General features: G+C 65.5%; 11 protein-coding genes. 6 read left to right on the forward strand and 5 right to left on the reverse strand.

The annotated features are described in order from the left end of the window. Positions 1-25: 25 nt before the first annotated feature. The 5 genes from M4J40_RS05580 to M4J40_RS05600 all read left to right on the forward strand — a co-directional run bounded on the left by M4J40_RS05580 (position 26) and on the right by M4J40_RS05600 (position 7016). Positions 26-1027: a substrate-binding domain-containing protein gene (locus M4J40_RS05580; protein ID WP_251752755.1), complete on the forward strand. Its 1002-nt coding sequence runs from the start codon at positions 26-28 to the stop codon at positions 1025-1027. A 202-nt stretch (positions 1028-1229) separates the two neighbouring features. Continuing rightward, positions 1230-2210 (forward strand): sugar ABC transporter substrate-binding protein, encoded by a 981-nt coding sequence (locus tag M4J40_RS05585; RefSeq protein ID WP_251752757.1) that lies wholly within the window; start codon positions 1230-1232, stop codon positions 2208-2210. An 88-nt stretch (positions 2211-2298) separates the two neighbouring features. Beyond that, positions 2299-3873 (forward strand): sugar ABC transporter ATP-binding protein, encoded by a 1575-nt coding sequence (locus M4J40_RS05590; protein ID WP_251752758.1) that lies wholly within the window; start codon positions 2299-2301, stop codon positions 3871-3873. Beyond that, complete coding sequence (locus M4J40_RS05595) at positions 3851-4879, forward strand: ABC transporter permease (protein ID WP_405030719.1); 1029 nt, start codon at positions 3851-3853, stop codon at positions 4877-4879. Before M4J40_RS05590 ends, M4J40_RS05595 begins: the two co-directional genes overlap by 23 nt. A gap of 151 nt (positions 4880-5030) precedes the next feature. Next, entirely contained in the window at positions 5031-7016 is a 1986-nt protein-coding gene (locus tag M4J40_RS05600; protein ID WP_251752760.1) for a BCCT family transporter, read from the forward strand. A 6-nt stretch (positions 7017-7022) separates the two neighbouring features. On the opposite strand, the gene M4J40_RS05605 is transcribed toward M4J40_RS05600, so the two are convergent. Then, positions 7023-7871, reverse strand: coding sequence for an alpha/beta fold hydrolase (locus M4J40_RS05605; RefSeq protein ID WP_251752761.1), 849 nt, complete (start codon positions 7869-7871; stop codon positions 7023-7025). A 167-nt stretch (positions 7872-8038) separates the two neighbouring features. On the opposite strand from M4J40_RS05605, the gene M4J40_RS05610 reads away from it, so the two are divergent. Beyond that, positions 8039-8836, forward strand: a complete 798-nt coding sequence (locus tag M4J40_RS05610; protein ID WP_251752763.1) for a hypothetical protein — start codon at positions 8039-8041, stop codon at positions 8834-8836. A 37-nt stretch (positions 8837-8873) separates the two neighbouring features. Here the strand turns inward: M4J40_RS05610 and rsgA are convergent, their stop codons facing one another. From rsgA to M4J40_RS05630, 4 genes are all read right to left on the reverse strand, one after another. Beyond that, positions 8874-9857, reverse strand: coding sequence for a ribosome small subunit-dependent GTPase A (gene rsgA / locus M4J40_RS05615; protein WP_251752765.1), 984 nt, complete (start codon positions 9855-9857; stop codon positions 8874-8876). 535 nt (positions 9858-10392) lie between these two features. Next, positions 10393-11484 carry a glycine betaine/L-proline ABC transporter ATP-binding protein gene (locus tag M4J40_RS05620; RefSeq protein ID WP_251752767.1) on the reverse strand — a complete coding sequence of 364 codons (1092 nt, stop codon included), beginning with the start codon at positions 11482-11484 and terminating at the stop codon, positions 10393-10395. Then, on the reverse strand, positions 11477-12364 hold the full coding sequence (locus M4J40_RS05625; RefSeq protein WP_251752769.1) for a proline/glycine betaine ABC transporter permease: 888 nt from the start codon (positions 12362-12364) through the stop codon (positions 11477-11479). The genes M4J40_RS05620 and M4J40_RS05625 overlap by 8 nt, the downstream gene beginning before the upstream one ends. A gap of 210 nt (positions 12365-12574) precedes the next feature. Next, positions 12575-13579 carry an ABC transporter substrate-binding protein gene (locus M4J40_RS05630; RefSeq protein WP_251752771.1) on the reverse strand — a complete coding sequence of 335 codons (1005 nt, stop codon included), beginning with the start codon at positions 13577-13579 and terminating at the stop codon, positions 12575-12577. Positions 13580-13895: the final 316 nt, after the last annotated feature.

The raw sequence follows: 13895 nt of genomic DNA on the forward strand, positions 1-13895 counted from the left end.
GGCGAAACCGAACCCCGAGACCGATGTGAAACCGCGCACGACCATCCGTGACGTTGCCAGGAAGGCCGGCGTGTCCGTCGGCACGGTGTCACGGGTCGTCAACGGCCATCCGTCGGTCACCGAGGCCAAGAAGCGCATCGTCAACGAGGTCATCGCCGAGCTGGGCTTCCAGCCGGATGCTGCCGCGCAGAGTCTGAGGCGCGGCACCAACCGCACGCTCGGCGTCGTCATTCCCGACCTGCGCAACCCCTTCTTCGCCGATCTGATGCAGCACATCGAGCTGCGCGCCAAGGAGCGCGGTTACAGCGTGCTCTTCGCCAGCTCCGACGAGCAGGTGGACAGCGAGGCCGACCTGATCGCCAGCCTCGCCCGCAGCAAGGTCGAGGGCGTGGTTGTGGTGCCCAGCAACCGCGCCAGATCGATCGCCAATCCCGATGGCGTGCGCCTTGTCGTCGTCGACCGCCATATTGCCGGCCATCCTTTCGTCGCCGCCGATCATCGCGCCGGAGCGCGCATGGCGGCCGAATACCTGGTGTCGCTCGGCCACCGACGCATCGCCTGCATCTCCGGCCCCGAGAACTCCTTCGTCGCCCGCGAGCGGCTCGCCGGCTTCATGGATGTGATGGCGCCCCGCCTTGCCGAAGACGGCCTCGACCCCACCGCCTGGATCGTCTCGGCGCCGTTCAACTACGAGGGTGGGCGCGAGGCGGCCAAGGCGCTGCTCGCCGAGGACGGCGTGACGCCGACGGCGGTGTTCGCCTGCTCGGACCAGCAGGCGATCGGCGTATTGCGCGCCGCCTTCGACCGCCGCATCGCCATTCCCGACGATCTCTCGGTCGTCGGCTTCGACGGCATCCTGGTGTCCGATCTGGTGGTTCCGCGCGTGACGACGGCCGTCCAGCCGGTCTCCTCGATCGCCAACTGCGCCATCGACCTCCTGATCGGTGGCGAGCCGCTCGACGCCGCCACGACTCACATCTTCCCTTGCGAGATGGCCCTGCGCGAAACCTGTGCTCCGCCGCGCTAAAACCGGCCGTCACTTCACCTCACTGCGCACCCCAGCGTATTTCATTGTAAATACGAAGCTTTCTTCCAGCACTCAACTTTGGTCGGAGTGCCCTGTCTCGTCTTGATGCGGTTGCCCTATACTGGTAGCGTCATTTGGAAACGTTTCATCGGGCCGGTACATTGGGTCCGGCTCAAAGAAAACGTTCGCTTGGGAGGGTAAAATGACTTCATTTTCTTCGGACGGGCGGAGTCTGTCTGGCGTAAGCCGTCGTCGGTTGCTGCTCGCCGGCGCTGCTGGCTCGCTGGTTCTGGTGTCCGGCATCGCCCCGGTGTTCGCCGCCGGCAAGAAGCCCAAGGTCGGGCTGGTCATGAAGTCGCTCGCCAACGAGTTCTTCAAGCAGATGCAGGCTGGCGCCGAGAAATACGCGGAAGAGAACAAGGACAAGTTCGACTTCAAGGCCGTCGGCATGAAGGACGAGCGCGACTTCGCCGCCCAGGTTGACGCCGTCGAGAACTTCGTCACCCAGAAATACGACATCATCGTCGTCGCCCCGGCCGACTCCAAGGCCATGGTCACCCCGCTCGCCAAGGCCGTAAAGGCTGGCGTCGCCGTCATCAACATCGACGTCGAGCTCGATCAGGAAGCCAAGAAGAAGGCCGGCATCGACCTCGCCTTCTTCGGCCCGGACAACCGCGAAGGCGCTCTTCTCGCCGGCAATGCGCTGGCCAAGGAGCTCGGCGAAGGCGGCAAGGTGGTCATCCTGGAAGGCAATCCGGAGGCCGACAACGCCCAGCAGCGCAAGAAGGGCTTCGACGACGCCGTCGCCGCCGGCAAGCTGCAGTTGCTCGACAGCAAGACGGCCCACTGGGAGACCGAGGAAGCCAACACGCTGATGACCAACTTCCTCACCAAGTACAACGACATCCAGGGCGTCATGGCCGCCAACGACTCCATGGCCCTCGGCGTCGTCAAGGCGCTCGACAGCGCTGGTCTCTCGGGCAAGATCAAGGTGGTCGGCTTCGACAACATCCCGGCCGTGCAACCGCTGATCAAGGACGGCAAGATGCTGGCGACCGTCGAGCAGTACGGCGCCCAGATGGCCGCCATGGGCATCGAGTACGGCCTGCGCCAGATGGCCGGCGAGACCTTCACCGGCTGGGTCAAGACCGACATCAAGCTGATCACCGCCGCCGATCTCTGATCGGTCGAGCCAAGACACGATCCGGCACGGGGCAACCCGCGCCGGATCCCTTCCCTGCCGCGCCGAAGCATTCAGGGTAGTTCCCGTCATGACCACAGACATCAAGGACGCGGCACCGGTCCTCGAAGCCGATGCCGCCGCGCGGCTCGACAGTTCCGCCGACCCGATCCTGAAGCTTCAGGGCGTCGGCAAGCGCTTCCCGGGCGTCATCGCCCTGCGCAACGTCAGTTTCGACATCATGCGCGGCGAGGGACACGTGCTGCTCGGCGAGAACGGCGCCGGCAAGTCGACGCTGATCAACCTGCTCGGCGGTCTGTTTTCGCCCGACGAGGGAAGCATCTGGTTCAACGGCGCCCCTTACAGGCCGGCGTCGCCGCTGGAAGCCTTTTCCAAGGGTATCCGCGTCGTCCACCAGGAGCTCAACCTCCTCTCCAACCTGACGGTGGCCGAGAACCTGCTGTTCGAGCATCTGCCGAGCCGGCGCGGCCTCGTGAACTACCGCGAGATGAACCGTCGCGCCGCCGAACTCCTCGCCGAAGTCGGCCTGGACATTTCACCCTCGACCGTGGTGAGCCGGCTCGGCGTCGCGCAGATGCAGCTGATCGAGATCGCCAAGGCGCTCGCCCACGAAAGCAAGCTGCTGGTGCTCGACGAGCCGACGGCGACGCTGACCTCCAAGGAGGTCGACCGCCTGTTCGAGATCCTGCATCGCCTCAAGGAGCGCAAGGTCACCACGCTCTACATCTCGCACCGCCTGCAGGAGATCTACGAGGTTGGCGACCGCGTCACCGTGCTGCGCGACGGCCAGCATGTGACGACGCGCCCCCTGCAGGGTCTCGGCATTCCCGACATCGTGCGCCTGATGGTTGGCCGCACCGTTGCCGATCAGGGCGTGTTCCGCGAGGATGTCCAGCCCACCGGCGAAGCGCTCGCCGTCGAGGACCTGCGCCTGACCGCGACGAGCCCGCCGATCAGCTTCTCTGTGCAAAACGGCGAGATCGTCGGCATCGCCGGCCTGGTCGGCAGCGGGCGCACCGAGGCGGTGCGCGCCATCTTCGGCGCCGATCCCAAGGCCGCCGGCACCATCCGTGTGAACGGCAAGCCCGTCAGCATCACCTCGCCAAAGGAGGCCGTGGCCGCCGGCATCTGCCTGATGACCGAGGACCGCAAGCAGCAAGGCCTGCTGCTCGAAATGAGCTGCGCGGAGAACATCACCATCACCGACCTGAAGCGGCTGTCGCGCAAGGGATTGCTCAACCGCGCCCTGGAGAACGCCGCGTCGGAGCGGCTGGTCGCCGGTCTGCGCGTCAAGACGCCGAGCATCTTCCAGAAGGTCGGCACCTTCTCCGGCGGCAACCAGCAGAAGGTGGTGATCGCCAAATGGCTTTACCGCGGTTCGAGCGTGCTGATCTGCGACGAGCCGACGCGCGGCATCGACGTCGGCGCCAAGGTGGAGATCTACGAACTGATGGGCCAGCTCGCGGCCGAGGGAAAGGGCATCCTCGTGGTGTCCTCCGATCTGCCCGAACTGATGTCCATCTGCCACCGCATCCTGGTCTTCTCCAACGGGCGCCTTGCCGGCGAAGTGCCGCGCGCCGAGTTCGACCAGAACCGCATTCTCTCGCTTGCCTATGAGGAGTATGGACGTGCCCGAGGGAACTGAAAGCGCCGGCGAGCGCAAGACGGCAACCGTGTGGGACAACTTCCTGCGCATCTCGATGCGCGAGGCAGGCGTCGCCATCGCGCTGGTGATCATCGTGCTGTTCTTCTCGGCGACGGCGCCCTATTTCGCGACGCCCGAGAACTTCCTGAAGATCTTCGTGCAGATCGCCATCAACACGGTGCTGGCCGCCGGCATGACCTTCGTCATCCTGACCGGCGGCATCGACCTGTCGGTCGGCTCGGTCCTGGCTCTCTGCACCGTGGTCGGCGCCACCATCATGGTGCGCGAGGACCTGTCGCCGTGGATGTCGATCCCGCTGGCGCTTCTGGCCTGCATGGCCACCGGCGCCGCCTGCGGGGCCATCAACGGCTGGGTTTGCGAGAAGTGGAAGCTGCCCTCGTTCATCGTGACGCTCGGCATGCTGAACGTCGCCAGCGGTCTCGCCCGCGTGGTGTCCGACAACTCCACCATCACCGGCCTGCCCCAGCCCTTCGTCGATTTCGGCAACCAGATCTACTTCGGCGTCCTGCCGTCGATCTTCCTGATCGCCATCATCGTCATCCTGATCGGCTGGTTCATCCTTCGCTTCACGGTGTTCGGCCGCTTCGTCTTCGCCATCGGCACCAACGAGGAAGCGGTGCGCCTGTCGGGCCACAATCCGCGCATCTTCAAGATCGCCGTGTTCACCATCAGTGGGCTGACCGCCGGCATCGCCGCCATGGTGTTCCTCCTGCGCCTCAACGTCGGCAGCCCGATCGCCGGCATCGGCTACGAGCTCAACGCCATCGCGGCGGTGATCATCGGCGGCACCTCCCTGTCGGGCGGCAAGGGCTCGATCATCGGCACGCTGGTCGGCGCCTGCATCCTTCAGGTGCTGGCCACCGGCCTGCAGTTGCTCGGCGCCGAGGACAACGTCAAGCCGATCGTCATCGGCACGGTCATCGTGCTGGCCGTGGTGCTCGACACCTACCGCAACCGCTATCTGCGCAAGCTCGAGGCGCGTTGATCCGCGCCTCGCCCGGCGCACGCCCCAGGTTTTCCCCAAGCAAGGCCCCGGCCCAACGGACGGGTTGCCATGCACACCGGTTTTTTAGGACAATGATCGATGGGGCAATCATCATGTCCGTGATGACAAAACAAAAAAACCGGGGCCGGAAATGTTCAAGCGCTTCATCATCAATCCACCGGTCTTCTTTGGCTCGGTCATCATCATCGCCATATTTCTGGGGATCGGCGTCATCTTTCCCAACCGCTCGGGAGCGATCTTCAGCAGCCTGCAAGCGAGCATTCTCGGCGCCTTCGGCTGGCTCTACCTGCTGTCGGTCGGCATCTTCCTGATCGCCGTCCTGCTGCTCTGCCTGGGGCGCTACGGGCGACTGAAGCTCGGGCCCGACAACTCGACGCCCGACTTCCGCTTCGTCTCCTGGATCGCCATGCTGTTCGCCGCCGGCATGGGCATCGGCCTGATGTTCTATGCCGTCGGCGAGCCGATGACGCATTTCATGGCGCCGCCGACGGCCGAACCGCGCTCCATCGCCGCCATGCGCGAGGCGATGAGCGTCACCTTCTTTCACTGGGGCATCCATGCCTGGGCGATCTACGCCGTGGTCGGGCTGTCGCTGGCCTACTTCGGCTACCGCTACAATCTGCCGCTGACCATCCGCTCCGGCCTCTATCCGCTCTTGAAGGAGCGCATCAACGGGCCGATCGGCCACGCCGTCGACATCTTCGCCATCGTCGGCACCGTCTTCGGCATCGCCACCTCGCTCGGCCTCGGCGTGTCGCAGATCAACGCCGGCCTCAACTATCTGCTCGGCATCGAGGTGGGCCTCGCCGTCCAGCTGCCGCTGATCGTCGTCATCACCGGTCTGGCGACGCTGTCGGTCGTCAGCGGCCTCGACAGGGGCGTGCGCATCCTGTCCGAGACCAACCTCGTCCTCGCCCTGCTCTTGATGGTCTTCGTGCTGGCGGTCGGGCCGACCAACCTGATCTTCCGCGACTTCGTGCAGAATCTCGGGCTCTACCTCGACACGCTGGTCCTGCGCACCTTCAACATCTACGCCTACGAGCCGACACCCTGGATCGATGCCTGGACGCTGTTCTACTGGGCATGGTGGATTTCCTGGTCGCCCTTCGTCGGCATGTTCATCGCCCGCATCTCGCGCGGCCGCACCGTGCGCGAGTTCGTTACCGCCGTGCTGTTCATCCCCGCCGGCTTCACCTTCTTCTGGATGACGGTGTTCGGCAACACCGGCATCTTCATCGACACCGGCGTCGCCGCCGGCGATCTCGGCCGGGCGATCGCCGCCGACGTTTCGGTCGGCCTCTTCCACTTCTTCGAGTATCTGCCGTTCTCGGGCCTGACCTCGACGCTCGCCATCCTCCTCGTCGCGGTGTTCTTCGTCACCTCCTCCGACTCCGGTTCGCTGGTCGTGGATTCGATCGCCGCCGGCGGCGAGACGCAGACCACCATCGGCCAGCGCATCTTCTGGTGCGCCATGGAAGGCATCGTCGCCGCCAGTCTGCTCATGGCGGGCGGACTCGGCGCGCTGCAATCGGCCACCGTGGCCAGCGCCCTGCCGTTCACCTTCGTCATGCTGGCGCTGGTCTGGTCGCTGTTCGTCGGCATGCGCGCCGATCTCGCCCAGCAGGCGCACCGCGTGTCCTTCCCCACCGCCCAGCCAGCTGCGGGCGTCACCTGGCAACGTCGCCTCGGCCTCATCCTGCACGCGCCGACCGAAACGGAGGTCCGCCGCTTCATGGCCAGCGACGTCAGGCAGGCGCTGACCCAGGTGGCCCATGAGCTGTCGGAGCGAGGGCGCGAAACGGTGGTGGTCGACGAGGAGAACGGCGCCATCGCCTTGCGCTCGCCGGCCGATGGCGTTCGCGACTTCGTCTATGGCGTCAGCCTCCACGCCAAGCGCCTGGCCAGCTTCTCGCCGCTCGACACCGGCAAGCCGGAGTATCGATACGAGGCGCGCACCTACTTCTCCAGCGGCGGCAGCGGCTACAACGTCACCAACATGTCGCGCGATCAGCTGATCGCCGACATCCTGGTGCAGTTCGAGCGCTACCTTCATCTGGTGAGGTCACCGGAGGTGCAGCTCGTGCAGGGCGCGCCCGAACACGAGACCGGGCACTGACGGCGGCTATCCGCCCATGAAATCCTCGATGGCCCTCAGATACTGCTGGGGGTCCTGCGAGTGGGCGGGATGGCCGACGTCCTTCAGCACCACCAGCCTGGCGCCGGGAATGACGGCGGCGATATGGGCGGCATGCTCGGGCCGGATCACCGGGTCGTGGTCGCCGATGACGATCTCGGTCGGCACGCGGATCCTGGCGAGATCGGCATCGGAGAAGTTGGGCTCCGTTGCCCAGAGGCGCCGGAAAACCCGCTCGCGCGCCCGCTCCTTGAGCTTCGCCTTCTCCTCCGGGTCCGGCGCGTCGCCGTCAGGCGACAGGCTGTCGGACAGCGGCGGCGGATCGATCTCCGGGATCGACGTCAGGCCGTCGGGCGTGGCGTTGGGCGCCTGGGCGAACAGGCGGGCGAGCAACCCGGGATGATGGATGGCGATGTCGAGGCCGATGATGGCGCCATCGCTCCAGCCGACCAGCGTCACCTTGTCGACCTGCAGCCGGGCGAGCAGCGCCACATAGTCCTCGGCCATCCGGTGATAGGTGAGGCGCGCGAGACCATGCGTCGAGCGCCCCTGCCCCCGGCTGTCGGCAACGATCACCTCGTGATCCCAGGAAAGAGCCGGCACCTCGAAGCTCCAGACCTCGCCGCTCGACAGGCCGCCATGGATCAACAGGATCGGCGATCCATTGCCCTTGCCGTAGAGCGAATAGAACATGCTGATGCCATTGACCTCGGCAAAGCCGCTTTCGTCGGCCGGCGGCATGGGCGGCGGCGCCGGTGCGCGCTGCCACTTCGGCACCGCCAGCGCCGGCCCGGCCGACAGCAGCAGGCAGATCACGACAAGGGCGCGGCGAAACATCTGCAAATCGGGCCTCGTTCACTTTCCAGCGCCCCGGCGGCAACCTTATCCGCGGCTCTCCCCCAATGCCGTTCAAAGAAACGTCATCCGCCCATGCCGCTCCGCGCGGTCTTGGGGCCATACCTTTGGAACTCCAAGCAAAAGAGCGTTGGTCGGACGTCATATGCATGTTAGCGTGCAGCAAGATCGCTCCGGTTGTGGAGGCTGCCCGGAACGCCATGGACATACCCCGGTTGGAGACACTCATCGGCGCCATCGTGTTGGCCGGAGCCTTCTGCGGACCGGCCGCCGCGAACCGTGCCTACTTCACCCAGCCCGAGCCCATCTCCGCCGAGGGATATCCCGACGCCCAACTCAAGCTCCTTCATGGCGACGGCGTGCTGTTCGCCGACCCCATCCGGGCGGTCGTCGTCGGGCAGGATGGCGAGTTGCTGGCGGCCTCGCCGCAGTCCCCCGCCTTGCAGCTCTCATGCGACCACCAGCGGCATCGCTGCCTCGTCTATGACGAACTCGCATTCAGGATCTACGAGCCGGCAGCGGACAAGTGGCATGCCGAAGGCCTCGTCGAACAGGACGGCGAACCCCAGCGCTCCCCCGAGGATATCGTCTCGGACTACGGCTTTGACGCAAGGCAGGCAACCCTCTCCGAAATCGTCAAGTTCGAAGCCGCCGGCCTTGCATCGTCCTGGATGACCACCGCCTTCGCGCTGGTGTGGTGGACGGCCTTCTGCCTTCTCCTGCTGACAGTCATCCGGGATGCCTTCGGAAGGGCGCGCCGCCTGACGATCCGCGCCATCGTCAGTCTCCTGGCGCGAACCGCCATAGCCCTCGTGATGATACCGTTCGCCACCTACGCCTGGCTGCTGGCGCCCTACTCCATCGTCTATCTGGGCATCGTCTTGACGGCAGGGGCCATCGTGGCCCTGCCGATCGCCTTCCGGCGACGAAGAGCGGCAGCCCAATAGTCCGCCCCGGCCTTGCGGCCGAGGCGAACGGTCTCCGTCATCGCTTGGACGGCTTCTCCTTCACGATCGAACGAACCATCCTTCCGAAGGCGCGGTCGCGTTCGCGCCGTTCGGCGAGACTGGCCGAGTTGAAGGCTTCCTCGCGCTGGAGCTTCAGCCAACGCCTGAGCCGCGCCTCGTCGATCTCGCCCGAGGCGATCGCCGCCTGCACGGCGCAGCCGGGCTCGTCCTCGTGGCGGCAGTCGCTGAAGCGGCAGCGCGCCGAGAGGTCGGCGAGGTCGGCGAACACCTCGGCGATGCCCTCGGAGGCGTCGGTCAGCTGCAACTCGCGCATGCCCGGCGTGTCGAGCACGGCATAGCCTTCCGGCAGCACGTAGAGATGCCGGCCGGTGGTGGTATGCCGCCCCCGGTCGTCGTCCTCGCGGATACCACCGGTCGCCACCATCGCCTGCCCCGACAGGGCGTTGACCAGCGTCGACTTGCCGACGCCGGACGAACCGAGGAAGGCGACGGTGCGCCCCGCCTTGCACCACGGGGCGAGCTTCTCCTTCGGCTCGGAACCGAGCGCGTCGAGCACCACCACGGCTACGGGCACCGGCGTCGCCGCCGATACCTCGGCCGCCGCCGCCGCGAAGCCCTGGGGATCGTCGGTGAGGTCAGCCTTGGTCGCCACGATCACCGGTTCGACACCCGCCTCGAAGGCCAGGGCGACATAGCGCTCGAGGCGCGCGACGTTGAAGTCGCGGTTGCAGGAGGTGACGACGAACACCGTGTCGACATTGGCGGCGATCAGTTGCACCTCGCGACCGGTGCCGGCCGCCCGCCGCCGAAACAGGCTCTTGCGGGCGAGAAGCCGGCTGGCGCCGGGGCGAGCGGCGTCGTGCAGCAGCCAGTCGCCGACGGTGGCGTCGGCACGCGGCGGCAACGCCGTCCTGACGCCATCGCCCTCGACGCCGAGGCCGCTCCGCTCCACCGAGGTGACGCGGACGGGCGGCGTCCGCGCGAGGTCCTCGATGCTCACCTGCTGGGCGAAGAAAGTGCTCCAGCCGAGCCGACCCAGAGCATTCGCCGACCAAGCGAATGCTCCAGATTCTTTTGCCGGAGCAGCCGCTTTTCGATCAGGTTGATTCAACCCGATCGACGGGTGCTCTTGGCCGGTTGGCGCATGTATGCGGGAACCGCCCGTGAGGGACGGCATGAAGCGGGAATAGTCCCGTGCCATTGCGGTAGGCTTTCCAAGTTGATCGGCCGTGGGCAAGCCGCCCCGGCGCAACACTGTCCAAATGGGAAAAGCGCAAGTCTCCACGCGCCCGCAGCATCCGCCGGGCGGCATCAGGTGGACAGGACTTGCGAGGGGAGGACCATCGGCCTCCCCGCCTTACCGGGGCATACAGCCTCCTTGAGGCAACTCGGACGAAGGCGCGTCGCGGCTTCGGTCCGGCGGTTGCGTCAAAGCGAAAGAATGAAACACACCCGGCGAACCCGTGGCGCGGAGCGTGTCCCGTGAAACGGCCGGAAAATACGCCTGCCGGCCGCCTCTGTCAAAACGAGAGCCTTCAGCCGGCCAATCTGGCGGGCAGTTCCTCGCTCGCCATGCCTTCGAGAGCGGCCGTTTCGCCGGCCGAACGGGCCAGCGTTCTCACCACGTCTTCGAGGCCGACCCGCCCAACGACGGCGCCGTTGGAGTCGGTAACGTCGGCAAACGACAGCCTTGCCTCGACGAGGCGCAGCGCCGCGTCGGCGAGCGACAGCGATCCCGAGACCCGAAGGGCGGCCGGTGGCCCCGATACGGATTTTGCCAGCGCACCAACCTTGACGACCCGGCCGCGATTGACCTGCCGCACGAAATCCTCGACGTAAGGCGTGGCCGGCGACAGCACGATGTCCTCGGGCCTGCCCTGCTGCACCAGCTCGCCGTCCTGCATGATGGCGACGCGGTCGCCGATCCGGAGCGCTTCGTCGAGATCGTGGGTGATGAAGACGATGGTCTTCCTCACCTCGTCCTGCAGGTCGAGCAGGATGGTCTGCATGTCGACGCGGATCAGCGGATCGAGCGCCGAGAAGGCCTCGTCCATCAGGAGGATCGGCGCGTCGTTCGAGAGCGCCCGGGCGAGCCCGACCCGCTGCTGCATGCCGCCAGAGAGCTGGCTCGGATATTTGTCCTCGAAGCCGCAAAGACCGACGCGACTGATCCAGTGATGGGCCTCTTCCAGTTGCTCGGCGCGGGAAACGCCACGGATCTCCAGGCCGAACACCACGTTTCCGAGCACCGTGCGGTGGGGCAGCAGGGCGAACTTCTGGAACACCATGGCCGTGGAGGCGCGGCGGAAGTTGCGCAGCGCCTTGGGCTTCAGCGCCCGCACGTCGGTGCCCTCGACGATCACCTCGCCGGCGGTGGGCTCGATCAGCCGGTTGATGTGGCGGATCAGCGTGGACTTGCCCGAACCGGACAGGCCCATGATCACCTGTATGTACCCGGCCTCGATGTCGAGCGACACGTTGCTGAGCCCCAGCACGTGATTGTGCTTTTCGAGAAGGTCGGCCTTGCACATGCCGCCGTCGCGGACCGCCTCGATGTATCGCTCGGGATGCGGGCCGAAGATCTTGTAGACGTTGCGGATCTCGATCGAGGTGCTTGACTCAAGCATGTTCGGCCTCGCGATGCTTCTGGAGCCGGCGGCCGAACGCCTGGCTGGTGCGGTCGAAGATGATGGCGATGCCGACGATGGCGAAGCCGTTGAACACGCCGAGCGTGAAATACTGGTTGGCGATGGCCTTCAGCACCGGCTGACCGAGCCCCTGCACGCCGATCATCGAGGCAACCACCACCATGGACAAGGCGGCCATGATCGTCTGGTTGATGCCGGCCATGATGTTGGGAAGGGCCAGCGGCAGCTGCACCTTGCGCAGCTTCTGCCAGGTGGAAGCGCCGAAGGCGTCGGCCGCTTCCAGCACGTCGGCGTCGACGAGGCGGATGCCGAGGTTGGTCAGGCGAATGATCGGCGGCGCGGCATAGATCACCACGGCGATCAGGCCGGGCACCTTGCCGATGCCCAGCAGCATCACCACGGGAATGAGATAGACGAAGCTCGGCATGGTCTGCATCACGTCGAGCACCGGCAGCATCACGGCGCGCGCCCGTCCGGACCAGGCCATCAGGATGCCGAGCGGAATGCCCACCGCCACCGACAGCAGCGTCGCCACCACGATCATGGCGAGCGTGCGCATGGTGTCTTCCCACATGCCGAAGTAGCCGATGATCAGAAGGGCTGCGACAGCGCCCGCAACGAGGCGCCAACTGCGGCTGGCAAGATAGACGAGACCGCCGATCACCAGGAGCACCAGTGGCCAGGGCGTGGTGACCAACAGGCGCTCGACGAAGATCAGAAACGTCCGCAGCGGCAGGAAAAAGTCCTCGACGGTGGCGCCAAACTCGCGCGTGAAAGCGCGGAAGCCACCGTCGATGGCTTTCTTGAGGGCTGTGAGCGTGTCGGCATCCATCACCGGAAAACCGTCAAGTGAGATCATGCGTCAAAGGTCTCCATGTTCGGCGAGGTGGCGCCGCCCCGGAGACGGACGGGGCGGCGCGCATGGGCGCTGTCGCCACGGAGGCGACAGCCACGCCAATACCCTCACCGGGATTCGCACTATCCTGAGGGGGGAAACGGGGCCGGACCGCCGGCCACCGCCTGCTCGTGCCGGCGCGCCCAGGGCACGCCGACAGTCAACTCGCAAGGGTCAGAGCGCCGCCTTGACCTTCTCGGCGACCTCGGCCGGAACCCACTTGGTCCAGATGTCGGCCTTTTCCTTGAGGAAGTAGCGCGCAGCCTCCTCGCCGGTAGCCTGGTTGTCGCTCATCCACGCCAGCATCTCGTTCACCGGACCATTGGTGGGGAACGAGCGGGTCTTGATGTAGTCGTAGGCAGGGCCGGCGTTGTCGGCGAAGGACTTGGTCACCACGGTGAACACTTCCGACTTGGACCAGGCGTTCTTCTTGGGCTTGTCGCAGTCGGGCACGGTGGTGCAGGACTTCCATTCGGCCTCGTCATAGGGGACGTCGAAGCCGAGCTGAACCAGATGATACTTGCCGAGAATGGAGGTCGGCGCCCAGTAGTAGCCGAGCCAGGGCTGCTTGCGCTCGAAGGCCTTGGCGATCGATCCGTCGAGGCCGGCTGCCGAACCGGGGTCGATCAGGTTGAAGCCGCGCTTTTCCGCATCATAGGCCTTGAAGAAGTTGCCGGTGGTTACCTGGCAGTTCCAGCCCGACGGGCAGCTATAAACGGCGCCCCGTGAGGGATCCTCCGGGTCGGGGAACAGATCGGGATGGTTGAGCGCATCGTCGATCGTCTTGATGTCGGGATGGGCCTCGGCGATGTAGTCGGGGATCCACCATCCCTCGACGCCGCCCTCGCCCAGGGCCTCGACCGCGTAGACCAGCTTGCCCTCGGCAACCGCCTTGTCGAGCGGTTCGCGCATGGCGTTGATCCAGCCCTCGGGCGCGATGTCAGGCTCGCCCTTCTCGGTCATGGAGGCAAAGGTCGGTTGGGTGTCGCCGGGTACGAGATCGACCTCGCAGCCATAGCCGTTTTCGAGGATGGCCTTGTCGACCCAGGCGATGAGTTCGGCGGACTGCCAGTTCATGTTCGCAATCGTGACGCGTCCGCAGGTACTGTCCGCCGCGAGCGCCGGAACGAGGGAAGCCGACGCCGCTACGAAAAACGTGGTCGCGAGAAGCTGTTTCATCTTGGTCTCCGGGCTTCGCGTTTCGGTCGTTGCGAATGGTGAGACAGCCCACGACCCCGGACCTCCAAATAGCGGGGCGCCATGCCTTCGGAACTGGGCGTTCAGTCATCCGTCGACGTGCTCGCCACTACCGAGCACGCGCCGGCAGTATATAGTCAAGTACACCCAAGGCAACCGCAAATTTACTTCCAAAAATACGTATATCCATCAAAGTAAAATTGATTTGTTCGGCACTTTGATACGATTTAAACACACATAAATGGCCTTCATGAAAATAATAGACTGATTCAGGCGATATTTTAATCGCAACGGGTCA

Origin of the sequence: Pleomorphomonas sp. JP5 (assembly GCF_023721815.1) — a bacterium.
Lineage (GTDB): Bacteria > Pseudomonadota > Alphaproteobacteria > Rhizobiales > Pleomorphomonadaceae > Pleomorphomonas.